18 protein-coding genes and 2 pseudogenes are annotated in these 21872 nt (G+C 53.1%); 10 read left to right on the forward strand and 10 right to left on the reverse strand.

Translation table 11 applies throughout. The features are described from left to right. Positions 1–33: 33 nt before the first annotated feature. Positions 34–942, reverse strand: coding sequence for a LysR family transcriptional regulator (locus FD737_RS05215; RefSeq protein WP_160832892.1), 909 nt, complete (start codon positions 940–942; stop codon positions 34–36). 105 nt (positions 943–1047) lie between these two features. On the opposite strand from FD737_RS05215, the gene FD737_RS05220 reads away from it, so the two are divergent. Then, complete coding sequence (locus FD737_RS05220; protein ID WP_160832893.1) at positions 1048–2142, forward strand: NADH:flavin oxidoreductase; 1095 nt, start codon at positions 1048–1050, stop codon at positions 2140–2142. A gap of 51 nt (positions 2143–2193) precedes the next feature. On the opposite strand, the gene FD737_RS05225 is transcribed toward FD737_RS05220, so the two are convergent. Next, positions 2194–3417 (reverse strand): MFS transporter, encoded by a 1224-nt coding sequence (locus FD737_RS05225; protein ID WP_160832894.1) that lies wholly within the window; start codon positions 3415–3417, stop codon positions 2194–2196. 93 nt (positions 3418–3510) lie between these two features. On the opposite strand from FD737_RS05225, the gene FD737_RS05230 reads away from it, so the two are divergent. Next, positions 3511–4407 (forward strand): LysR family transcriptional regulator, encoded by an 897-nt coding sequence (locus FD737_RS05230; RefSeq protein WP_160832895.1) that lies wholly within the window; start codon positions 3511–3513, stop codon positions 4405–4407. Here FD737_RS05230 and FD737_RS05235 read toward each other — a convergent pair. Beyond that, entirely contained in the window at positions 4397–5299 is a 903-nt protein-coding gene (locus tag FD737_RS05235; RefSeq protein WP_160832896.1) for a ParB/Srx family N-terminal domain-containing protein, read from the reverse strand. The genes FD737_RS05230 and FD737_RS05235 overlap by 11 nt on opposite strands. 132 nt (positions 5300–5431) lie before the next feature. On the opposite strand from FD737_RS05235, the gene FD737_RS05240 reads away from it, so the two are divergent. After that, positions 5432–6064, forward strand: a complete 633-nt coding sequence (locus FD737_RS05240) for a DapH/DapD/GlmU-related protein (protein WP_034827214.1) — start codon at positions 5432–5434, stop codon at positions 6062–6064. A gap of 2 nt (positions 6065–6066) precedes the next feature. Here FD737_RS05240 and FD737_RS05245 read toward each other — a convergent pair whose 3' ends face one another. The 3 genes from FD737_RS05245 to FD737_RS05255 form a co-directional block, all read right to left on the reverse strand. Then, entirely contained in the window at positions 6067–7386 is a 1320-nt protein-coding gene (locus tag FD737_RS05245) for an MFS transporter (protein ID WP_097117172.1), read from the reverse strand. Between the two features lie 293 nt (positions 7387–7679). Then, on the reverse strand, positions 7680–8999 hold the full coding sequence (locus tag FD737_RS05250) for an NtaA/DmoA family FMN-dependent monooxygenase (protein ID WP_160832897.1): 1320 nt from the start codon (positions 8997–8999) through the stop codon (positions 7680–7682). Then, positions 8996–9925, reverse strand: coding sequence for an aliphatic sulfonate ABC transporter substrate-binding protein (locus tag FD737_RS05255; protein WP_160832898.1), 930 nt, complete (start codon positions 9923–9925; stop codon positions 8996–8998). The genes FD737_RS05250 and FD737_RS05255 overlap by 4 nt, the downstream gene beginning before the upstream one ends. Positions 9926–10294: 369 nt before the next feature. On the opposite strand from FD737_RS05255, the gene FD737_RS05260 reads away from it, so the two are divergent. Beyond that, positions 10295–12655: a membrane-bound PQQ-dependent dehydrogenase, glucose/quinate/shikimate family gene (locus FD737_RS05260; protein ID WP_160832899.1), complete on the forward strand. Its 2361-nt coding sequence runs from the start codon at positions 10295–10297 to the stop codon at positions 12653–12655. A 55-nt stretch (positions 12656–12710) separates the two neighbouring features. On the opposite strand, the gene katE is transcribed toward FD737_RS05260, so the two are convergent. After that, positions 12711–14975: a catalase HPII gene (gene katE / locus FD737_RS05265; protein WP_160832900.1), complete on the reverse strand. Its 2265-nt coding sequence runs from the start codon at positions 14973–14975 to the stop codon at positions 12711–12713. Between the two features lie 286 nt (positions 14976–15261). Here katE and FD737_RS05270 point away from each other — a divergent pair, with 286 nt between their 5' ends. Together FD737_RS05270 and FD737_RS05275 are read left to right on the forward strand one after the other, a co-directional pair. Next, positions 15262–15462, forward strand: coding sequence for a hypothetical protein (locus FD737_RS05270; protein WP_160832901.1), 201 nt, complete (start codon positions 15262–15264; stop codon positions 15460–15462). A gap of 60 nt (positions 15463–15522) precedes the next feature. After that, positions 15523–15756, forward strand: coding sequence for a hypothetical protein (locus FD737_RS05275; RefSeq protein WP_058959945.1), 234 nt, complete (start codon positions 15523–15525; stop codon positions 15754–15756). Positions 15757–16040: 284 nt separating this feature from the next. On the opposite strand, the gene FD737_RS05280 is transcribed toward FD737_RS05275, so the two are convergent. Both FD737_RS05280 and FD737_RS05285 read right to left on the reverse strand, forming a co-directional pair. Continuing rightward, the gene (locus tag FD737_RS05280) at positions 16041–16586 is read right to left on the reverse strand and encodes an AAA family ATPase (protein WP_237448743.1); all 546 of its coding nucleotides are present in this window, start codon (positions 16584–16586) and stop codon (positions 16041–16043) included. Continuing rightward, positions 16583–17203 (reverse strand): LysE family translocator, encoded by a 621-nt coding sequence (locus tag FD737_RS05285; RefSeq protein WP_370523006.1) that lies wholly within the window; start codon positions 17201–17203, stop codon positions 16583–16585. The genes FD737_RS05280 and FD737_RS05285 overlap by 4 nt, the downstream gene beginning before the upstream one ends. Positions 17204–17341: 138 nt before the next feature. Here FD737_RS05285 and FD737_RS05290 point away from each other — a divergent pair, with 138 nt between their 5' ends. Then, positions 17342–17983, forward strand: a complete 642-nt coding sequence (locus FD737_RS05290) for a glutamate racemase (RefSeq protein WP_160832903.1) — start codon at positions 17342–17344, stop codon at positions 17981–17983. A gap of 47 nt (positions 17984–18030) precedes the next feature. Here FD737_RS05290 and FD737_RS23815 read toward each other — a convergent pair whose 3' ends face one another. Then, a complete protein-coding gene (locus FD737_RS23815; RefSeq protein ID WP_237448744.1) occupies positions 18031–18546 on the reverse strand; it encodes a DUF6622 family protein in 516 nt (171 codons plus the stop codon). A gap of 467 nt (positions 18547–19013) precedes the next feature. Here FD737_RS23815 and FD737_RS05300 point away from each other — a divergent pair. The 3 genes and pseudogenes from FD737_RS05300 to FD737_RS05310 form a co-directional block, all read left to right on the forward strand. Next, positions 19014–19784: pseudogene (locus FD737_RS05300) on the forward strand (TonB-dependent receptor plug domain-containing protein); the annotation flags it as partial. Beyond that, positions 19754–20518: pseudogene (locus FD737_RS05305) on the forward strand (YncE family protein); the annotation flags it as partial. The pseudogenes FD737_RS05300 and FD737_RS05305, both read left to right, overlap by 31 nt. Positions 20519–20723: 205 nt before the next feature. Further along, a complete protein-coding gene (locus tag FD737_RS05310) occupies positions 20724–21872 on the forward strand; it encodes an efflux RND transporter periplasmic adaptor subunit (RefSeq protein ID WP_097117165.1) in 1149 nt (382 codons plus the stop codon).

Consider the following 21872-nt stretch of genomic DNA (forward strand, 5'->3'; position numbering starts at 1 on the left):
CATGAAGTGAATCAGTGAGTCAACGATTTAAGCCTATAAACGGGGTGCCGTGACAGGTAACTTATCTGTTTTTTCCATCGCTTTTTTTAAAGCATGAAGAAATACCGTCACCCGTGCTGGCAACTGGCGAGTCGTGGGGAACAATGCCCAGACACCAAGCATCTGCGGTTGAGCATCCTGTAATTCAATGGCGATGAGCTCGCCTGAAGCGAGCTCTTCACGGATGTCCCACTCAGATAACTGAGCAATGCCGCTTCCCGCCACGCACAGAGTACGCACCCCTTCCACGTTACTGCCACTGAAACGGCCTTCCACGCTTAAGCTCGAAATATGCCCATCAATGATGAAGCTCCACTGCACCACGCCTGAGAGTCGCAGGCAGTTGTGATGATGTAAGTCGTTTAATGTCTGAGGCGTGCCGAAGCGTTGAAGATAATCGGGTGAAGCACACAGCATACGCGGGTTGTTAGCGAGACGGTGAGCCACTAAACGGGAGTCACGCAGCGGTGCAATGCGGATAGCGACATCGTAGCCCAAACCTACCAGGTCGGTGACGTCATCGCTCAACTGAAACTCAATGCGTAGTTCCGGGTTGGCCTCCATCAAGGCAGGCAACAGCGGAATGATGGTGCGACGACCAAAGCCAGAAGGCGCCGTAATCCGCAGCTGGCCAGTTGCACCTTGCTGGTGTGGTGAAAACAGATTGCGTGCGCTCTGTTCGGTTTCCGCCAGCGATTTCGCATAGGGCAGAAACTCTTCTCCCTCGACGGTGAGCGCGATGGCGCGAGTCGTGCGGTGCATCAGCCGCACGCCGAGATCGTCCTCCAGCGAGGCCAGCCGACGCGACACCGTCATCGGCGTAGTATTCAGCCGCCGTGCTGCCTGGGTCAGGCTACGCGTTTGCGACACCATCAGGAAAACCTCAATATCTTTGGAGTGCATTGTAACGATTTCCGTTATACAGACGTATCATCTTCGGTCATTTTTGCCGCTAAAGCGACACACTACAATGCGCTCTGACGATAATCAGGGAACACGATGTAGCAAATGGCCGATAAAAACTTATTTCAGAGCGGGACATTAAATCGACTCGCGCTGAAAAACCGCATCATGGTGGCACCCATGACGCGTATCTCCGCCACGGTAGATGGCGTACCGGGTGACCGCATGAAGCACTATTACAAACGTTTCGCGCGGGGGGGTTTTGGCACCATCATCACCGAAGGGCTGTATATCGACGAAGCCTGGTCGCAGACGTATGCGTTTCAAGCGGGGCTGGTTAATAGCCGCCAGGTCGCAGGCTGGCTAGCCATTACTGATGGTGTGCATCAGTATGGTGGCAAGATCATTGCGCAACTGATGCACGCCGGTGCGATTTCCCAGGGCAATATTTACCGACGCGATACCCTGGCTCCCTCCGTCGTGCAACCGCGTGGAGAACAGCTGGGCTTTTATCATGGTCATGGCGACTATGCGTTGCCAGGAGAAATGAGCGAAGATCAGATTCAGCAGGCGATTGACAGTTTTGCCGAGACCGCCGCGCGCGCTATTGGCGTAGCGAGATTTGATGGCATTGAAATTCACGGTGCCAATGGCTACCTGCTCGATCAATTCTTCACGGATTACACCAATCAGCGTGGTGATCGTTGGGGCGGTGATATCGCTGCCCGCCTGTCACTGACCCTGGCGGTGATCCGCGCGGTACGCCAGCGTATAGGCCACGATGTCACTTTAGGTGTGCGTATTTCACAGGGCAAAGTGAATGATTTCCATCATAAGTGGCAGGAAGGAGAAGCGGGCGCAAAACAGGTGTTTCGCTTATTGGCCGAGTCAGGTATTGATTACCTGCATCTCACCGAATACGACGCACTACAACCCGCTTTTGCGGACAATGCGCTTTCGCTGGTACAGATAGCGCGAGAGGCAGCACCAAGCCTGACTATTGTGGCGAATGGTTCGCTGTCAGACAGCCGTGCCGCCTCTCAGGCGCTGGAGCAGGGGGCGGATTATGTGGCGTTGGGCAAAAGTGCATTGGCCAATCCCGACTGGCCGATGCGTGTCCGTGATGCAGCAGCCTTGCGTGAGTTTGATAACAACCTTCTGGCCCCTTCTGCTGATGTGAAAAACTGCGAACTGGCTTAGCCGTGTCCATAGTTGAACGTGTCAGGCGACGATTATAAGTCGCCTGACACGCTACGCCTGCCGCGACAATCCACTTAACGCCAACCCTGCCAGCGCGATAACCACCGTCAAGCCCACTACCGCATTCCAGCCACCGTGCAGCCAGAACCAGCCGCCGAACGAGCCCGTAATGCTGGAACCCATGTAATAGAACAACAGATACAGCGACGAAGCATGGCCGCGATTGTTACCGGCTAGCGGGCCGACGGAACCGCTCGCCGCAGCGTGCGCCACAAAGAAACCGCTGGTGATCAGGATAATACCGCCAATCAGACACAACAGGTTATCCGGCACCGTCAGCAAAATACCGGCCAGCAACAACTGAAAACCGGCAATTAGCAACGGCTTACGACCAAACCGATCGGCCAGGCTGCCCGACAGTGAGGAAGAGACAATACCAATCGCATAGGCGCAGAAAATCAGGCTGACTTGTGTTTGGCTAAAGTTAAACGGCGCCTCAGAGAGGCGGAAGGTGGCGTAGTTAAACAGCGTGACAAATACACTGGTGAGGAAAAAACCGGTGGCATACAGGCGAATCAGCCCCTTATTGCCGAGATGACTGAACCAGGCTTTGAAGTGGAAGTGAAGATTGAGGCCGGGTTTGCGTTCGAAATGACGCGATTCAGGTAAAAGCAGCACAAACGCCATCGCTGCTGCCAAACCGAGCAGGCCCAGCACACCCATAGCGATGCGCCATGAGGTGAATTCAGTCAGCAACCCCATGCCAACGCGGCCCACCATCGCGCCAAACGCCGTGCCGCCGACATACAATCCCATGGTTTTACCGAGATCTTTTTTGTCGATCTCCTCTGCCAGCCAGGCCATCGCTACCGCGGGCACACCGCCCAGCACCACGCCTTCCACTGCGCGGGCGACCAGAAGCAGATGCCAATTCGGTAATACGGCGGCGATGAAATTGCAGACCGATGCCAGTGCCATCGACGTGAACATCAATCCACGACGTCCGACCGCCTGAGAAAATGCCCCTGCCAGCAAAATTGACACCGCCAGCAAGCCGGTGGTGAGCGACAGCGCCAGTGAACTTTGCGCGGGCGTGATGCCAAAAGCATGGGTAAAGGCAGGCAGCAGTGGCTGTACACAGTAGATCAGTGAAAAGCTGGCGAGTCCGAGCATGAAAAAAGCAATACCCGCGCGGCGATACTCACTGCTCCCACGCGCGATGCTGGACGTTGCAGGGGATGAGACAGGCAGGACATTTTCTAACGAGCGACTCATGGTGATTCCAGGGTAACGAAGATTGCACAACGCTACCGCGCCGCCTATCATCTGTCCAATATATAGCGCTGCATAAAGGTATCTATAAAACAGATGGAGTTACGCCACATACGCTACTTCCTTGCTGTTGCCAGCGAGCGTAATTTTACGCGCGCAGCGGCGAAACTCGGCATAGGACAACCACCGCTCAGCATGCAAATCAAGGATCTCGAAACAGAGATTGGCTATGCGTTGTTCAACCGCACTGCACAGGGTGTGGAACTGACGGAGGCCGGACGTGCATTTTTGCAATCCGTTCAGCCTCTGCCGGGTATCGCTTCTGCGGCGGTGGATGCCGCACGCCGCGCGGCACAAGGTGAATCAGGTTCGTTGCGCTTAGGGTTTACGGGCACCGTGGGGATGAATCCGCTGGTGCCTGGTTTTATCCGCGCCTTCCGACAGGCCTATCCCGACGTGATGCTGAACGTGATGGAGGCCAACTCCATTGTGTTGCTTCAGGCGCTCGCCAATCAGCAACTGGATATCGCGCTACTACGGCAGGAAAACGCGATGCCGGATAACGTGACGGTTCAGCTCTTATTGCAGGAACCGCTGGTGGCTGCATTGCCACTTAACCATCCGCAGGCGCGCTTACGCGGTAAAATTGCGTTGCCGTCGTTGCGCGACGAGCACTTTATTTTGACACCGAAGGAGAGCGGTACCAGCTTGCGTGAATCCGTGCTGCAAGCCTGCCGCCAGCAGGGCTTCACCCCGGTAGAAGGGCAGCCCGCACCGCATATCGTTTCGATATTATCGGTCGTGGCAGCGGGGTTAGGGGTATCGCTGGTGCCGGAATCGATGCGCCAATTCAGCTTATCAGGCGTGGTTTTTAAACAGATAAAAGCGCCGGTACCGACTACCGGATTAGCGGTGGCCTGGCATGAGCATGCATTGACGGCAACGGCGCACAATTTTCTGGGTTTAGTCAGAGGCAGTGGCGTTATTGTTTAAACGCCCAGCCAAGTTTTCCATCCGCAGAAATCATCTTATCGAGTTTCTTCGCGTTGACCTTTTTCATCGCCCCCAACTTTTCAGCGGTGAGCGGTCCGGCGTCGCTCTGGGCAATCACCGTGTCTTTAGGTACGTCGGTGATTTTTTCAGCAATGGCGGTGACCGCTGCGCCATAGCCTTTGCGATCGTGCAGATCGAATGATTTCAGCGGCAGTTCAGTCTCAAGCCATTTACCCCAATAGAATTCAAGGAACGGCGGCGGATTGTCCTCTTTCTCAAAGCCGATATCGCGCACGAAATAGACCAGCGAACGATATTCATCATCCTGCATGTGTTTACGGCCCAACTCTTTAGGCAGGTCATGCGGGGTGATTTTGCCTTTAGGCGTATCCAGCCAGACCAGATGGGCGGCTTCCATTTGCTGCCAGAACGCATTCATCGTTTTCAGACTGCGGAAATCATTGGTGATGCGCACCTGTACCAGCGTTTTCAAACCCCCAACATCAGCGAAATTACTGAAGGTGTGATGCCCATCAGTGAGATAGAGCGCATTATCCGGGGCGATGACGGCAGTTTTCATCGGTCCTGGCTGCGCACCCACCGGGGCTTTACAGGTGAAGCTGTCAGGATCGGAGATGCGTGATTTGCTGTTGAACTTGTCTACGCCTTTCTGCCCCATGCTTTCACAAAAATCATCGAACAGCTTTTTGGGATCGGCCTGGTAACGGTGCAGTTTGTAATCCAACTGGCGATAACCAATCGCGGCTTGCGTGGGATGCAATTGTGATAACTGCACCTGCACGATATCACCTGCTTTGATATCAGCGGGCAGTGCTGCTGACGCCTGGCCAGAAGACCACAATAGAGCTAACAGTGACCACGGTGTTCTCATTCCCTTTCCTTAAATGGCCTCAAACGAAGCCGCTACGATAGCATTTCTGTCATCTTGCCGCTTTAGTGTTGTGCTTCGCGCTTGACCTATTACAACTCGTTATCCAGACCTCTGCCCACATTGGAGCTTGCTATGGCCCTTGCCGCTGTCCAACCGGCTAAACTGCAACACACCGTCATCGATCCTAGCGTGCGTATGCGCGAAACCCACATTGGTCAGCAATGTGAGATCCTCGCCGAAAGTTATCTTGAATATAGCGAATTGGGCGATTTTTCTTACCTCGGCGAGCACTGTTGTGTCGCTGATGCGCAAATTGGTCGCTTTACCGCGATAGCCAATCAGGTGCGTATTGGTGCGCCAAATCATCCGATGGATCGTGCGTCCCAGCATCGTTTTACCTACTGCCCGGAATATTATGACCCGCAGGCGCAGCGTGACGCAGGCTTCTTTGCCGATCGCCGCGAGGACCGCGTGATCATCGGTAATGATGTGTGGATTGGTCATGGCGTCATTGTGCTGCCGGGCGTGACCGTTGGTGACGGCGCGGTATTGGCGGCTGGCGCGGTTGTGACCAAAGATGTGGCCCCTTACACCATTGTGGGCGGCGTCCCTGCGAAACCCATTCGTGGCCGCTTCACACCAGAAATCGCGGCGCAGTTGCAGGCGATTGCGTGGTGGAACTGGCCGCTGGAGAAGCTGATGACGCATTTGGCGGATTTCCAATCGCCAGACATTGCTGCGTTCTGCCAGCGGCACGCGGTGTAAAATTACATCGCCTGCTGTGCTGCCACTTTGGGTGCATCAGCCTGCAGGCGTTTCTCGGGTTGTAATAGCGTCATCGCCAGCATGCTGCCAAACGCAATGCAGGCGGTAACGGTGAACATGGCGTTATAACCGTAATATTCCGCCAGCCAGCCGCACAGCATCGGGGAGATGATGGAGGCAAGGTTGGCTATCGCCAGCGTCATGCCACTGTAAGCACCTACCGAAGCTTTTGGCGTCACATCAATCACCACCGACCAATACACGTTATTCACCAGCGCATTGAGCGCGTTACCTAGCGTCATCAGAGCGATGATCCCTGCCGCTGAACTGACCCACGGAATCGCCATAAAACAGCAGGCGGTCGCGCACAGCGTGACGGCTGCGAAGACGTTCCTTGCCAGGCGAAGGTTGTTAAAGCGTGCCAGCAAACGATCGGCTATACGCCCGCCAAGCAACACAGTGAAACAGGCACCGCTCCACGGAATCATCGCCACGTACCATAACGAATGTAGATCGTAGTGGAAGTTATCTTGCAGATATTTAGGCAGCCAGGTGACCAGCGTAAAGGTGATATAGAGAAAACTGAAATAGCCAAGTGCGTTGCACACCAGCGTGCGACTGGTAAAGAAACGCCACCACGGCAGTGCACACTCATGTTGGCTTTCAGGCTTTTGTCCATTGATGATCAGCTGACGTTCGGCCGTATTGGCGCGGGGATGCAGCAGCGGTGTGTCGGTAAAGTTGCGTGCAAACAGCAACATCGCCAGCAGCGAGAAAGCGCCGAGCAGGATAAACATCATGCGCCAGTCGTTGGTTAACAGCAGCAAACCCACGGCAATGGGTGCGGTCAGCAGTGAACCTACCTGAGTGCTGAGTAAACCGATGCTCAGCGCAAAACCGCGTTCATTATCCGGGGCCCAGTGGGCAATGGTTTTATTCATCAACGCATAGGCCGGGCCTTCGGAAAAACCAAACAGGATACGCAATGCAGCAAATCCCATAATGGCTGAACCACTAAACAGCGCCATGCCGACTTCACCGGCCCATGCGGTGCCAATTTCCAGCAAGGACCAAAGAATCCCCGCCATCAACCACACTTTTTTGGTGCCCAATCTATCAGCGAGAAAACCGCCACACAGCGAGCCGAACAGGTAGCCAAAACCGAAATAGCCCAATACCGCACCCAGTTGAACTTTGGTGAAGTGAAATTCCTGAGAGATAGCGTTAGCAGCAAACGAGAGTGCGCCGCGATCAACGTAGTTGATCAGCGCGATGAGAAACAGCAGTGAAAAAATAGTGTAGCGAGTAGAGGATGCTTGCATAGCGCGACTCCTGAAATAGAACACAGGATTCATTAAGCAAAGCTGATGCCAGAATGGTAAGGCTGCTAACAATTAGCGCGGATATACAAGGTAAGGCCTTTCTGTAGCAAGGGCGACCATCAGGACGCCCGTTGTATGTCTGTCTGCACCAGCATGATCACATAAGCGTTCTTTTATAGTGCGAAGGGTATAAATGACCTCTGAGCGACATCCAGTCATCTGTTAACTACTCATGATCGCAAGCAATCTCAAAACACCCACATTTTGCGATTACTTGCGATGATCAAAATCCATCAATGAAAGCGATTAGCTGGTTTCACGAGGCCTAAACGTTCGCGCAGCGTGCCCGCTGCATAATCCTGATGAAACACGCCCGCATCCTGCAAACGGGGTACCACCTGGCTGAGGAAGAGATCTTCATTTTCATCAATGTAGGTGGGGAGAATCACAAACCCATCGCAGGCTTGATGTTGATACCAGTCAATCATCTGTTGCGCGATTTGATCCGCCGTGCCAGTCGGTGAAGGGAACGACAAGCTCTCCGCATAGCGTTTGGCCATCTCCCCCAGAGTGAGTTTCTGCTCTATGGCGTTAGCAATCACATACTGAAAACGTCCTTTACTGCCGGTAATTTGCTCGCGCAAGTCGGGCACCGGTCCATCCACCGGATACTGTGACAGATCGATGTTCATGCTGGCAGAAACAAAACTGAGCCCGGATTCCACGGTGATCAGTGATTTGAGGTGTTCAGCGCGGTCGCGTGCATCTTGCTCGCTGTGGCCGACAATCGGCACTAATCCCGGCATGATACGCAGTTGATCAGGCTGACGCTGATAGTGCTGAGCACGCTCCTTGATCGTTTGGTAGAACTGCTGTGCGCGTTCCCGGTTCGGTTGCACAACAAACAGCATCTCCGCGTGTTGGGCCGCCAGGTCAATAAACGCCTCAGAAACACCAGCCTGAATCACTACCGGATGCCCTTGCGGTGGACGGGGCAGGTTCAACGGTCCTTGTACCTCGAATGACTCGCCCTGATGGTCGAAGCGGTGGAAACGTGCCGGATCGGCAAAGCGTGCGCTGCATTTTTCCACCACCAATGCATCCTCTTCGAAGCTGTCCCAGAGTGCTTTCATCACGTCGATGAACTCTGCCGCGCGGCGATAGCGATCCTCATGGCTGAAGTGCTGGCTGCGGCCGAAATTACGTGCTTCGGCATGGGTTAATGAAGTCACCACATTCCACGCGGCACGCCCATCGCTGATGTGATCGATGTTGGCCAGCTGTCGCGCGGTGGTATAGGGCTCGGAATAGGAGGATGAGACGGTGCCGCCTAAGCCAATACGATCGGTGACCGCCGCCAGCGCGGCCAGCAGGGTGAGCGGCTCAGACCAGCCCACCTGGCGATGCTGCACGGTGTGCGCCAGATGTCCGCCATACACATCATCAATCGCCAGCTTATCCGCAACAAAGATCATATCGAGTTTTGCCGCTTCAGCGCGTTGGGCAATTTTGCGGTACAGCGGCCAGTTGCGGCCACCGGTCGTGGCGGCTTGCGGATGACGCCAGCCACCCTGATGAATGCCTGAGTCGAGGTACAGCGCCAGGTTCATCATGGTTTAGTGGCTCCTGCTTTGGCAAAAAATGACGCATCGACCAGACTGCTCGCCTGCAAGCCGGGTTTGATTAACCCGCTACGTGCGAAAGTATCAATCGCAGCCTGCTGGCGTTGCGCCACCAGCGTGTAGTCTTCCACCGGAGCGTTGTTTTCACGCTGAACCTTACTCAAGGCGACGGCATCTGGCAGACGCAGTAATGATGCGATGCCATTGGCATACTCCTGCGGATGAGCCACGCCCCAGGCGCGAGCGCGAATCAGACGCTGTCGGAAATCAGCCAGCTCTGCACGTTTATTGCTGATAGCGCTATCGGTCGCCACCAGATAGTTGGAGACCGGTGCCTCCTTGCCGTCAATGGCGATGCGATCACCTGACTGAGCCACCGCAAAAGAGACATACGGTTCCCATGTCGCCACCGCATCCACGGCACCGTTATCCAATGCCAATGTCGCCTCAGCAGGCGTGGTGAAAACAAAGTTAACGCTGTCATCAGGCAAACCGGCCTGGTGCAGCGCGTTGAGCACCATGTTCTGACCCGATGAACCTTTCACCGTGGCCACCTTTTTGCCTTTGAGGTCGGCAATGGTATGGACGGCGCTATCCTTTTTAACAAGCAGCCCGTTACCCAAATATTGTGAGGCCTGAATAGCGCGGATTTTAGCCCCAGCCGCCACGGCAAAAGCCAGCGGACCATCACCGACTAATCCGGCATCCAGATGCTGAGAATTGAGTGATTCCAGCAGCGGCGCGGCGTTAGGGAATTCGTACCATTTGATTTCATAAGGCACATTGGTGAGTTCACCGGCTGCTGACATCACGGCGCGGGCGTTCCCCTTTTGGTCGCCGACCACGAGTTCGGTATTGGCGGCATAAGTGGTGAAGGTGGCGGCCAACAATGCGCTGGCGATAAACGTGAGTTTCATGATGTTTCCCTGAGAAAAAAGAAAACAGCGTAAGTTTTCCGCTACAGCAGGCGTAGTAACAAATCCGCGCAACGATATGCAATGAGCGCAAAAGCCACGAAGGGTGAAAGATTGCGCAACTGCCGTTATCAAAAAATGCGAGTTATCCTCACTAATGATTAATTATCACAACGAAAAATAAAACGTGATTTCAGTCACAGATTGAAGGCTGCCTGATTTGTCAGTCATTAGCCCGGCTACATTCATAAGCGGAGCTAACGACACACTCAGCAACGGGTTTTTACTGTTCGATAACGTAAGTTAAAATTCTGTTGAGTTTATGTAGGTTTATTTTGGGTGGTAATTGATGAAAAACGTTGAGGGATTGGCATGGTTAACAAATTAACCAGTATCGTGCTGGCGATTCTGGCATTAGCGTTGCTCTATATGGGTGGTAAGTTGCTGATGCTGGGCGGCAGCGCGTTCTATGCATTGATGGCGGTGGGCTTACTGATCACCGCCATTTTACTGTTCAGAAACCAGCGTAGTGCACTGGCGCTGTATGCGGTTTTGATGTGGATTACCCTGGCCTGGATTATCTGGGAAGTGGGCTTTGATAAATGGCAGTGGATCCCACGCGGCGACCTGTTTGGCGTGATTGGCCTGTGGCTGGCGATGCCGTGGGTGGTGAAACCGCTGTATCAAGGCGAACGCCGCTTCCACACCTTCCTGGGTGGCACGGTGATCGTGATGATTGTGGTGGTGATCGGTCTGTGCTTCTACGATCCGTTACCGCAGGCGGGCACGATTAGCAATGCGCGTGAACAAGCTAGCGAGCAGGGCGCCGCTAACGACTGGACCGCGTACGGCGGCACCACTGATGGCCAGCGTTTCTCTTCACTGAATCAAATCAGCAAAGAAAACGTGCAAAACCTCGAAGTGGCCTGGACTTACCACACTGGTGACCTGCGTCAGGATGCGGATGCCAGCGAATACACCTTCGAAGCGACGCCGGTGAAAGCCAACGGCATGCTGTATTTCTGTACGCCGCATAACGAAGTGCACGCACTTGATCCCGAAACCGGTGCAGTGAAGTGGAAGTACACGCCGAATAAAGATCGTTCTTACCTGCAGCAGCACCAGACCTGCCGTGGCGTGAGCTATTACGAGCAAAGCCCGGTTGCTGCGCAGGATTCTGCTGCAGCGCCGGCCATCTGCCGTAAGCGTATCTTCAACGCCACCACCGATGCACAGCTGATTGCACTGGATGCCGATACCGGCAAACCTTGTGCTGATTTCGGCACCAATGGTGTGGTGGATCTGCATGCCAACATGGGTGAAGTACGTCCACATGCGTTGATGCAAACCGCCGCACCGCTGGTGGCCGGCAAGCTGGTGATTGTCGGTGGTTCCGTGATGGACAACGGCTTCAACAGTGGTAACCCGTCAGGTGTGATTCGTGCTTATGACGCTGAAACCGGTCGTCTGGTGTGGAACTTTGATCCATCGAACCCAGAAAATACGGCGCCGATCGCTGCGGGACAAAACTACCCGCAAGATACGCCAGTCGCCTGGGGTACGCTGAGCGCTGACCTGAAAAATGGTCTGGTTTACGTGCCGTTTGGTAACGCGTCACCGGATGAAGTGGGTATCGAACGTGATGCCAACAGCAACACCGAGAAGTTCCGCGATGCGTTAGTGGCGCTGGATCTGCAAACCGGTGCGTTCAAATGGCGTTATCAGAGTTCGAACCACGATCTGTGGGACCGCGATAACCCATCACAGCCGTCATTGCTGGATATCGATTATCAAGGCCAGAAACAGCCTGTGGTGATCCTGCCAACTAAAACCGGCAACCTGTTTGTCTTGAATCGCCTGACCGGTCAGCCCGTGTATCCGGTTAATCAGGTGAAGGTTTCCACTGAAGGCGGTGTGCCGGGTGAGAAGTTTGCCGCGACACAGCCGGTATCAAGCCTGAACTTTATTCCAGACCCGCTGACTGAGAAATCAATGTGGGGCATCACGCCGTTTGACCAGATGTCATGCCGCATGGACTTCCGTTCGCTGCGTTATGATGGCAACCCATGGACGCCAGCTACTGAAGCCGGTTCGCTGATCTTCCCGGGTAACATTGGCGTGTTCAACTGGGGTTCTGTGGCGGTTGATCCGCAGCGTCAGATGCTGATTGCCGCGCCTGTGCGCCTGGCTTACAAATACAACCTGATCAGGCGTACGCCGCAGACCGAAACGCAGCGTCTGTTCACCAAAGATGGTCAGCCATACTGGAATGAAAACTTCCAGGGTGACTACGCGATTCACATTCAGCAGCTGGCCTCTGGCCTCGGCATTCCGTGTATCGCACCGCCGTGGGGTCGTATGGTGGGCGTAGACCTGAAAACCGGGAAAACCGAGTGGTTGCGCCGTGTGGGTGTGACCAAAAACCTGAAAACCAGCTTCCTGCCGGGCCGCTTCCCAATCGGCTTCCCGATGGGCATGGTGGCACACGGTGGTCCATTGCTGACAGCGGGTGACCTGGTGTTCCATGGCGCAACCGCGGATAACTTCTTCCGCGCTTACGACAGCACCACCGGTGAGTTGCTGTGGCAGACCGAGCTGAGCGCGGGCGCACAAGCCACACCGTCGACCTTTATGGGTAAAGACGGTAAGCAGTACGTGGTGATTGCGGCGGGCGGTCACGGTTCGCTGGGCACCCAGGCGGGTGACAGTGTGGTGGCGTTCCGTTTGAAGTAATGTGAAATAACAGCCAAGTCGTCCAGAGGAATATTCCTCTGGACGATGCGTAACATCAGGCAGGAACGGAAAGGGCTTTCTGGCTACGTGACCAGACACGGTGTGCTTTCATTGCATCTATAAAAGCACTCAGCAAAGCATCATCTGAACTGTCACCTTCAATAATTCCCTCTTCTTTTTCGCTCTCCTGCAGCGCAAACTGGGCTTTAAAGCGGCGTGCTTCACCGCTCAGGCCGATCACCTTCAGATGTTTATAAGCCTCCAGCAAGAAATAACGACTGTCACCACTCAGCAACAGCGCATCAATGTTGCCATCGGGTACAAACACCGCGTCAAAGGTCAGTGAAGGGAGCCCAGCAAAGGTCGCATCAATGGGTAAGACTGAACCATCGTCGGCTCGAACCTGTCCCATGTGAGCCGCCAATAATTTTGTATGTACGCCAGCCGCTTTAAGTGACTGTAATACAGCCAGTACATCTGCTGATTTCACGCCATCGTTCAACAGCAGGGCAACCTGGCGGCCTTTGATATCACCGTCGGGAACAGCATACAAACTCAGACTACTGTCTTTCTGCAGGCCATTAACATCGGGTGCTGGCGGCGTCTTCAATTGATCAGCCGTCAAGGCAATCCCGAGGTTATCAGCAACCCCTTGCGCTAAGGCAATATCAATATTCAACAGATGATCGACCACTCGCTCACGAATGTACGGTCGGGCGACTTTGCTTAACTCAAATGAATAGGCATCAATGATGTGCTGTTGCTCGACAGGCGTTTGGCTTAACCAGAATAATCTCGGCTGAGAGTAATATTCGCCAAAGGACGGGCTACGCTCGCGCACTTTATGCCCCTCCATGCGCTCCTGATAACTGTCAAAGCCGCCACCTTCCGCTGCCGGCGGTGTTTCACGTGGCCAATTATCATTAATCGAATTGGGTTCATAATTCGCTGGATTAGTATCAATGTCCTGACGGTGCATGCCCTGCCGTTGGAAATTATGGTAAGGGCAAACCGGACGATTAATAGGGATCTCATGGAAATTAGGGCCACCCAGGCGGCTAATCTGCGTATCGGTATAGGAGAACAATCTGCCTTGTAGCAGGGGATCGTTTGAAAAATCCAGCCCCGGAACAATATGTCCTGGATGGAAAGCAACCTGTTCCGTTTCAGCAAAGAAGTTATCGGGATTGCGGTTTAATACCATCTTGCCAACGATTTCTACTGGCACCAGCTCTTCCGGAATCAATTTGGTGGCATCCAGGATATCGAAATCGAACTTAAACTCGTCCTCTTCGGGGATCAGTTGTAGGCCTAATTCATATTCAGGGAAGTCTCCGGCTTCAATGGCTTCCCACAAATCGCGTCGGTGGAAATCAGGGTCGCGTCCGGTCAGTTTTTGCGACTCATCCCAGAGCAAAGAGGCTTTACCTGCGACAGGCTTCCAGTGGAAGCGCACAAAGGTCGCTTTGCCTTCCGCATTGATCAGTCGGAAAGTGTGAATACCGAAGCCTTCCATGGTGCGGTAACTGCGTGGAATCCCGCGGTCGGACATCGCCCAGATAACGTTATGCAAGGTCTCAGGCTGCAGGGAAACGTAATCCCAGAAGGTGTCATGTGCACTTTGACCCTGAGGGATTTCATTGTGCGGCTCAGGCTTAACGGCGTGCACAAAATCCGGGAACTTATGAGCATCCTGAATGAAAAATACCGGGGTATTGTTACCCACTAAATCAAAAACCCCTTCATCGGTATAAAACTTAGTGGCAAACCCGCGAATATCGCGCACGGTGTCAGCCGATCCGGCACCGCCCTGGACGGTGGAAAAACGGACAAACACCGGCGTGACTCGTTCCGGATCAGAAAGGAAGTGCGCTTTAGTCAGCGCTTTTAACGAGTGGTATGGCTGGAAGTAGCCGTGTGCAGCGGATCCTCGGGCGTGAACGATGCGTTCAGGGATGCGTTCATGGTCAAAGTGCGTGATTTTTTCACGCATGATGAAATCTTCAAGCAAAGTCGGGCCACGCGTGCCCGCGCGCAATGAGTTTTGATCGTTCGCAATCCGCGTGCCCTGATTCGTCGTTAGAGGCTGCTCGGTGCCGTTTTTACGATGCGCAGCAAGTTGCTCAAGCTTGGTGCTCTGTGTATCAGGAGCTTTGAGGCTGCCCGGTGCCGTAGGCTGCTTTCCGGGTGGAGTTGGTTCAGCGGGAGGTTGGTGTGAACCGTCTATGGGTGCCAGCGACCCTAATCCAGGTTGTGATGATTCTGGCCCTTTCGTCGGGGCTCGCTGAGTCAGCTTTTTCTTATCGGTTTCGCTCGACATTGCTATTCTCCAGTGACTGATTTAATGACCCCATTAAATATAGGAGAAGAAAAAATATTAGCAGGTGGTTATTTGTTCGAACGAAAATAAACGAAGCCGTATAAATGGTTCAATCTCGGGCAAGTGAAGGTCAGAACATTGTCAGTGTTTTTACACAGTGATAAAAGCCAAGCGGGAAATTATTGATGTCCGGATACATGCGATTAAATAACTAAAACGCTAAGTCATGAAAGCGAACTTTTAAAAGTTAGCCTAACCTAAAACATTCCTTCCTAAGGAGTTAATTATGAAAGCACATAATACGAACGAACAGCGAAAGAAAGAAGGCAATGTCAAAAAAGGCCTTCCGGAGGCCGCGCCCAATGCCGGCAATGCGTACGAAGAGGATGATCATCCCGCTACAGATAATCCTGATGAACATGGCGAGATCCCTCGCACGCGTGATGATAGCCAGGATCACAAGCACGATCCATTCAAGGATAAGTAGCGTGAGTCGCGCATTAAAAGTGCGTAATCATTGATTTTTATAGCATTAAGGGGATAAACAATGGATTATTCTTCACTTGCAAATGAATTAGGTCTGACGGAAGACGAAGTCAAGGAGATGGGTCTACACTCAGACGATATTTTTCAAGAGAATAGCTCTTCAGGTACGCCATCAGGGGCGTATTATTTCAATGTGCCGGACGGCACGCCAGACCGTATCCTGGGGAAAAAAGGCTGGTCGTTAGGAGAGCGAGTAAAAATTAACAGTAACGTGTTTGATGTCAGCAATAAATAATGATGTTCTTCACGTCCTCGACTTCACATTTCACCAAAAAATTCTCATCGCTACAAAAATAAAGCCCGGGAGTGGTGGCAACCGGGCTTGTACAATCCTGTACCAAACATTTCCAATGAGAGCAGGTCTTATCACAGGGCGTAATAAAGACTTATTTATCATAGCCGGCCCTGAAGGGATTGCATGCGAAGCGGTAAATATTAACGTTGTCAGGATGCCGGTTATCTTCTGAATTCAATCAAATCCATGATTAAATTATTGCCACCAAGGCTGTGACGCGTGGATTAGATTTTGTCCGTGAGCAAGCCCCATTCTCGGCAGAGTTGGTTAACCTCATAAGGGGAGCTAAGCAACAGCTTGGGCAAGGTCCATTCCGCATACATGCGTTGGTTACGCGGGCGATGGCGCCGAGAGGTGATAAGCAGATAACGCGTCATTTCCCAGGTCAACTTCTCGCGCTGATGTGAGGGGACAACACCGCCAATGCGCTGGGCATCAAACAGCGTACGACGCAGATAACGAAAGAAACTTTGAGTCGGTGGCAGGTCAAGCAGAATGATACCACTGGCACGCGTTAAGCGGTCCGGTAGCGTGCGCACATAATTGCCGTCCATGACCCAGCTTTCCCCTGCGATAGCGTCGAGATGCAGTTGCCGGAAATCTGCTTCAGCGCGGGCTTGCCAGTGCGTGTTGGGGAGGTGATAAAGCTGATCCAGGTGGATGAGCGGGCGCGCTGTCTTGCTGGCGATGGCCTGAGCCAGTGTCGATTTACCGCTGTTTGAAGGCCCCAAAATGCAGATGCGTGGGCCGAAGTCGCTTAATGCCATCATGATGAAAATCCTTTTAATTTCATAAAAAGCTGAACCAAATTGCTGATAGCAAAAAACACCAGTATCAGCCCGCCGCCAATGTTGATGGCGATGGACAGCTTACGAATGCTGATCACTCGTGCTGAAGTCAGCAGCGTAAAACAGATGATCACCAGCCACAGTGCCATAATGGCAACGTGTATGGAGGCCAGCAGCAGATAATGCAGCAAGGCATGATCGCGACCGGCGAATTGCGATACCACGGTGAGATACAACATCACCGCTTTTGGATTAAGCAGATTGGCTAGCCAGGCATCTTTAATCCCCATGCGGGCGCTACGGTAAGAGGCGACGGGTTGGGAAATATGACGACCTCGACGCAACAACTGTACGCCGAGCCACAGCAGATAAGCAGCACCCGCCACGCTTAACAGATTAAAGATAATGGGGGAACGCACCAGCAGGGCGCTGATGCCCAGACCAATCAGCAGCGCATGGGTATAAATACCCAGAGCCGTGCCGAGAATGATCGCCGCCAGCCCGCGCGTGCCTGCCACCAGCGTGTTGTTAATCGCGAGGGTGAAACTCGCCCCTGGCGACAAGGCCACAGGTAAGATCGCAATGATAAAGGCGAGCACGTGCAGGTTCATGAGGGTAACGGCTAAGGAATGTTAAATAATTTTGAATATTATTAGATGGTGAAGCAATAATCTACCACTGCAATCACGCCGCCAGGACTCAGCGGACCTATAAATAGCATAACTATAAGGATGACCATGACCATCGCTTGCCTGCACACCGCCGCCAGTAATATCGCGCTGTTCGATCACGCGGCACACGCCCTTGAATTACCTCCCCACACACTGAGCCATATTGTGATGCCGCACCTGCTGGCTGAAGCTGAGCAAAATGCCGGTATGACGCAGGAGCAACAGCAACGTTTGGCTCAGCTGATGCACAGTATGGGACCGTGGTTTGATGCGATAGTCATTACTTGTTCAACGCTGGGGCCAGTGGCCGACACCTTCCAACCGCAAAAATCGGGCTGCCCGGTCTATCGCGCAGATCGGATGCTGGCAGATCACCTGCATCAAATGGCAGGGCCTGCGCTGGTACTCTGCGCGGCTGAGTCAACCTTAGCGGCTACCCGTCTGTTGTTCTGTCCACCAACGTTGCCATCTGAAAAACAGCCACAGGTCGCTCTGATTCCTGACGCCTGGGCCGCATTTAAAGCGGGTGATCATCAACGCTACCACGCGCTCATCGCTGACGCGGTAAAACAGGGACGCGAGCAGGGCGCACAACACCTAGCACTGGCGCAGGTTTCAATGGCGGCGGCGGCAGACAGCCTGCCGGAGAGCGAGCGTCCGTTGACGATTCCGCAGCTGGCATTAGCCGCGTTGATCACAAAGCGTTAATGTCGCGAAGGGAATGCCTGAGGGTGGCGTCCTCCCTCTTTTGCTCGTTAAAGGGATAACCTCTTTAGCTGTCGATACCAGGGAATGAAATAAACCAGCATGCTCCCCCAGAATATCCCCGCAGTAACGCCGCTGATTGCACCGTGAATCAGATTAAATGACAGGGAAGCGATTAATTCAGGGTGCAAAGCCACAGAAACGGAAAGCGTATATTTGGCGGCAAAGGCTAATAACATAAATATTAATGGCAACGCCGAACCTGGGCGAATAATCATGCCGTGATTTTCACTGGAGATGGGTTTGCCTGTCGCGTGAGACAACATGGCACCGATGATACCCCCAATCAGTAAACCGATAATCATGGAAAACAGCGTATAAGCAACCCAGGTGGTTTCCCGAAATACGCCATAAAAGCCCCAAACTAAAAACAAAACTGGAATGTAGAACAGTTTTTGCACCGCGACTTCACGAGTCTGTAATGCCTTAATGCCGCGAAAAATCAGATAGACGAGTAATATCCACACCCATGTTGGCGTATGTCTCAACAGTTCAATCAGTCCCATTTTTCATCTCCAGCAACCTGAACAAGGTTGACAAAAAAATTAAGAATCCGCTTGTGATTTAAAATCATATCACTGTGAGATTATTTTAGTGCAGATATTTATCGCATGTTAATAACCGCTGAATCCGGCAGGTTAATAGATCCGCTAATAACAATACGCTTTCATGAATGTGTAATATTTGTTTGCATCGCCTGATATTAGTGATTATGGTTGGCAACACTTTTTTACGCTTCACGAACATCTTCTTATAACAACCTCTGCAAAAGAGGTGGCTTTGCTATTGCCGTTAGTCAGAAAAATAAAGACTGATGGCACTCAATAAAATGTGGGTTGTGTCAATAAACATGAATGTTTTTTAAACCTTTGGGATGAAGGAGACACGCGAAAAGCGTCAGTCTATTACCACACACCACGGCTATTATGCGCGTCTTAAAGTCATCAGTATCGCTATCGGCCTGTGTATTGGCATGTCGGGTTCCGCCGTCGCCGCAGAAAAGGACTCGGAGGAAGTTACCAGCAGCCGGGAGCGTAGCTATCAGGACGAACAAGAGCTGGTGGTAACCGGAGAGAAAACGGAACGATCGATTTTTGATACCGGATCGAGCGTTGAAGTTTTTGATAGCCGCAGGATTGATTCACTGCCCGGTGCTGAAACCGTTTCAGACTTAATGCGGATGACCGCGAATACCGTTGATGTCGGGATCGGCAACGATCTGCCAACAGTGCGCGGGGTGCATGGCTCCGGCCCATCGACGGGTGCAGGGGCATTCCTTAGCGGAACACGCCCGCGTTTAGGATTATCACTGGATGGCCGTGCGCTCACCTATAACGAACAGGCCTATGGACCGCAATCGCTGTGGGATTTAGATCGCGTGGAAGTGTTTCGAGGGCCGCAAAGTTACATTCAGGGTCGCAATGCCATCGCCGGTGCGATTGTGATGACCACCAAAGATCCCAGCTTCGAATGGGAGAGCGCTATAAAGGGTGGATTTGGCAATCAGCACGCCTCATAACTGGCGGCGATGGCCAGTGGCCCACTGATTGATGAACAGCTGGCGTTTCGTGTCAGCGTTGATCGCCAGCGCCGCCGCAGTGACATCGATCTGCCCGCTTACACGCCGGTGGGCGATCCGCGCGAAGTGCAAACCACCAATGCGCGCGCCAAACTGCTGCTCAATCCGGCGGGGCTGCGTGAACTCACCACTAAATGCTGGAAGAGTTACAGCGCTTCGGTATCAGCGATGATTACTTGTACAAAGTACGTGAAGTGAAATATGACGCGCGCAGCGGTCGACTGTTTTTACCCGGTCTAGGCTACGGCGTAGAAAGTGTGCTGTTCGTCGTGGATACCCGCAAGCAGCAGCTTGAGAAAGTCATTCCTGGTTTTGGCTTTAACGCCACCGGTATCGCCATTGATGAAGCGGGGCGTCGGGTGTTTGTCTCCAATATGCAGGGGCAACTGATGACGCTGAACGCGGACACGCTTGAGATCACCCATACGCAGGAGATTGAAGCCGATCAACTGCTCAATCTGGTCTATGACCCGCAGGGGAATCGCCTGCTTGGCGTTGATCAGGGGATCGATCGTGACAAGCCGCGAAATAACTATCTGGGACAGACCTACACCCGACGCAGCAGCGGACATCAGCTGTTTGCTCTGGATGCAGACAGCGGCAAGGTTCTGGCGAAGGTGGATACCGATCAGGTGCCGATTGGCTTACTGCTGGATGCGCAGCAGCAGCGCATTTATGTCACCAACCGCAACGGTGTCAGAGTCGAAAAGGGCGCGGGCACGGTGACGATCTTTGATGCCCGATCGCTGCAGCGAATTAACACCCTGGCGTTGCGTCCGCACCCCAATAGCCTGGCACTCGATGAGGCTAATCACGCCCTGTTCGTCACGGTGAAAAATGACGGCGCGGCGACCAAAGCGGCAAAGCTTGAGAGTGTTGTACGTATATCGGCGGAATAATGCTTCGTCGCAGCACGAGAGTTCGTGCTGCGACGAAGTTTGGGAAAAGCATGTGTTATAACGACAAAGATTCATCATCACCTTATCTAAAGTCCGCATTGTAAAAATCCACTACGCCCTCTCTCTTTTCATTTTCCTGACAGTGTAAGGAAAGCTAATTTGATAGACTTCATTCTGAGAATGAACGTTCACTACAGGGTAATTCATGAAGAATTTTCAGCGCAGTGTGATCGCCGGGCTGGTGATGTTAGTCGCCGCCTGCGATCAAAACAGCAGTCAACAAGCCGCCACTCCGACCACCGAAGTGGGTGTTAAAACCTTGCAAAGCGAGTCAGTGGCGCTGGACAGCCAGCTCGCGGGCCGCGTGACGGGCAGTATGACCTCAGAAGTGCGCCCCCAGGTTGAAGGGATTATTTTGAAGCGCCTGTTTACCGAAGGGGATGAAGTGAAAGCCGGTCAGGTGCTGTATCAAATCGATCCGGCCAGCTATCAGGCCAGTTACGATCAGGCTTTGGCACAATTAAAGAATGCTCAGGCATTGGTGAAAAGCAGCAAACTCAAAGCGGAGCGCTATGCAGCACTGGTGAAAGAGAACGGCGTGTCGCGTCAGGATGCAGATGACGCGTTAGCCACTTACCAACAAAATGTCGCATCCGTGGATCAGTATCGTGCTGCGGTTGAAAGCGCTCGCATCAATCTTAATTACACGCAGATCAAAGCCCCAATCAGTGGACGCATTGGCATTTCCTCCGTGACGCCAGGTGCGCTGGTGACTGCCAGCCAGACCACCGCGCTGGCGACCATTCGCGCGCTCGATCCTATTTATGTCGATCTCACCCAATCCAGCGTTCAACTGCTGAAGCTGAAACGTCAGCAGGCTTCCTTGCAGCAGAGCACGGATGCCGTGCCGGTGACGGTGAAACTCGAAGATGGCAGTGCTTATGACCATCCGGGCAAGCTGGAACTGACGGAAGTGTCGGTAGATGAAGCGACGGGCACCGTGACGCTGCGCGCGATTTTCCCTAACCCGCAACATGAGTTGTTGCCGGGCATGTATGTGCGCGCCAATGTGACTAACGGCGTTAAAACCGACGCGATCCTCGCACCGCAACAGGGCATCACACGTGACGCCAAAGGCAATGCCACCGCGCTGGTGGTGGATAAAGAGAATAAAGTCGAGAGCCGTGAAGTGGTGGCCGATCGCGTGATCGGCAATAAGTGGCTGATTACCTCTGGTCTCAACAGCGGCGACAAACTGATTGTTGAAGGTACCGGTAAAGTGCAGGCGGGCATGAGCGTTAAAGCCGTAGAAGTGACGCCAAACGATATAGCCGCGACCAGCGAGGGCAACTGA

This window comes from Pantoea sp. Seng, assembly GCF_009829935.1.
Lineage (GTDB): Bacteria > Pseudomonadota > Gammaproteobacteria > Enterobacterales > Enterobacteriaceae > Pantoea > Pantoea communis.

Coding starts and splice junctions, on each gene's coding strand:
- FD737_RS05240 (WP_034827214.1), top strand. CDS start 5,432: ATGGCCCTTGCCGCTGTCCAACCGGCTAAACTGCAACACACCGTCATC.
- FD737_RS05260 (WP_160832899.1), top strand. CDS start 10,295: ATGGTTAACAAATTAACCAGTATCGTGCTGGCGATTCTGGCATTAGCG.
- FD737_RS23815 (WP_237448744.1), bottom strand. CDS start 18,546: ATGGGACTGATTGAACTGTTGAGACATACGCCAACATGGGTGTGGATA.
- FD737_RS05270 (WP_160832901.1), top strand. CDS start 15,262: ATGAAAGCACATAATACGAACGAACAGCGAAAGAAAGAAGGCAATGTC.
- FD737_RS05215 (WP_160832892.1), bottom strand. CDS start 942: ATGCACTCCAAAGATATTGAGGTTTTCCTGATGGTGTCGCAAACGCGT.
- FD737_RS05230 (WP_160832895.1), top strand. CDS start 3,511: ATGGAGTTACGCCACATACGCTACTTCCTTGCTGTTGCCAGCGAGCGT.
- FD737_RS05310 (WP_097117165.1), top strand. CDS start 20,724: ATGAAGAATTTTCAGCGCAGTGTGATCGCCGGGCTGGTGATGTTAGTC.
- FD737_RS05290 (WP_160832903.1), top strand. CDS start 17,342: ATGACCATCGCTTGCCTGCACACCGCCGCCAGTAATATCGCGCTGTTC.
- FD737_RS05250 (WP_160832897.1), bottom strand. CDS start 8,999: ATGATGAACCTGGCGCTGTACCTCGACTCAGGCATTCATCAGGGTGGC.
- FD737_RS05280 (WP_237448743.1), bottom strand. CDS start 16,586: ATGATGGCATTAAGCGACTTCGGCCCACGCATCTGCATTTTGGGGCCT.
- FD737_RS05220 (WP_160832893.1), top strand. CDS start 1,048: ATGGCCGATAAAAACTTATTTCAGAGCGGGACATTAAATCGACTCGCG.
- FD737_RS05255 (WP_160832898.1), bottom strand. CDS start 9,925: ATGAAACTCACGTTTATCGCCAGCGCATTGTTGGCCGCCACCTTCACC.
- FD737_RS05225 (WP_160832894.1), bottom strand. CDS start 3,417: ATGAGTCGCTCGTTAGAAAATGTCCTGCCTGTCTCATCCCCTGCAACG.
- FD737_RS05245 (WP_097117172.1), bottom strand. CDS start 7,386: ATGCAAGCATCCTCTACTCGCTACACTATTTTTTCACTGCTGTTTCTC.
- katE (WP_160832900.1), bottom strand. CDS start 14,975: ATGTCGAGCGAAACCGATAAGAAAAAGCTGACTCAGCGAGCCCCGACG.
- FD737_RS05235 (WP_160832896.1), bottom strand. CDS start 5,299: ATGAGAACACCGTGGTCACTGTTAGCTCTATTGTGGTCTTCTGGCCAG.
- FD737_RS05275 (WP_058959945.1), top strand. CDS start 15,523: ATGGATTATTCTTCACTTGCAAATGAATTAGGTCTGACGGAAGACGAA.